This is a genomic window from Streptomyces megasporus (assembly GCF_000718985.1).
Lineage (GTDB): Bacteria > Actinomycetota > Actinomycetes > Streptomycetales > Streptomycetaceae > Streptomyces > Streptomyces megasporus.
On record NZ_JODL01000104.1, the window covers coordinates 1 to 436 of the forward strand.

Consider the following 436-nt stretch of genomic DNA (forward strand, 5'->3'; position numbering starts at 1 on the left):
GAGTGTGCCTGTGTCCCAGTCGTCCCTTCCATCCCTTGTGTCCTGTCGGCGCGCAGACATGCTCATATGCTTCAGAATTCCCCTAAAATTGGGCATTCTTCACATGTGGTGACCTTGGACGTAAGGCCTCAGCTGCTCGACGCACTCTCCGCCCTGCGCGACCGTGTCGCCGCCGCACGCTTCCCGCTGCCCCTGGCGGGGGCCCCACGCGCGCGTGCCAACCGCGACGAACTGCTCGCGCAGCTCGACGACTACTTGGTGCCCCGGTTGCGGGAGCCCGAAGCGCCGCTTCTGGCCGTCGTGGGGGGATCGACCGGAGCCGGGAAGTCGACGCTGGTCAACTCCCTCGTAGGGCGGCGGGTCAGCGAGGCGGGCGTGCTCCGGCCGACGACACGGACCCCCGTACTGGTCTGCCATCCGGAGGACCATCACTGGT

The 436-nt window shown here is 67.2% G+C and carries 1 protein-coding gene; it reads left to right on the plus strand.

Translation table 11 applies throughout. From position 1 onward, the window contains the following. Positions 1 to 105 precede the first annotated feature (105 nt). The coding region (locus IF47_RS29975) for a dynamin family protein (RefSeq protein ID WP_211257284.1) at positions 106 to 436 on the plus strand (331 nt) is incomplete at its 3' end.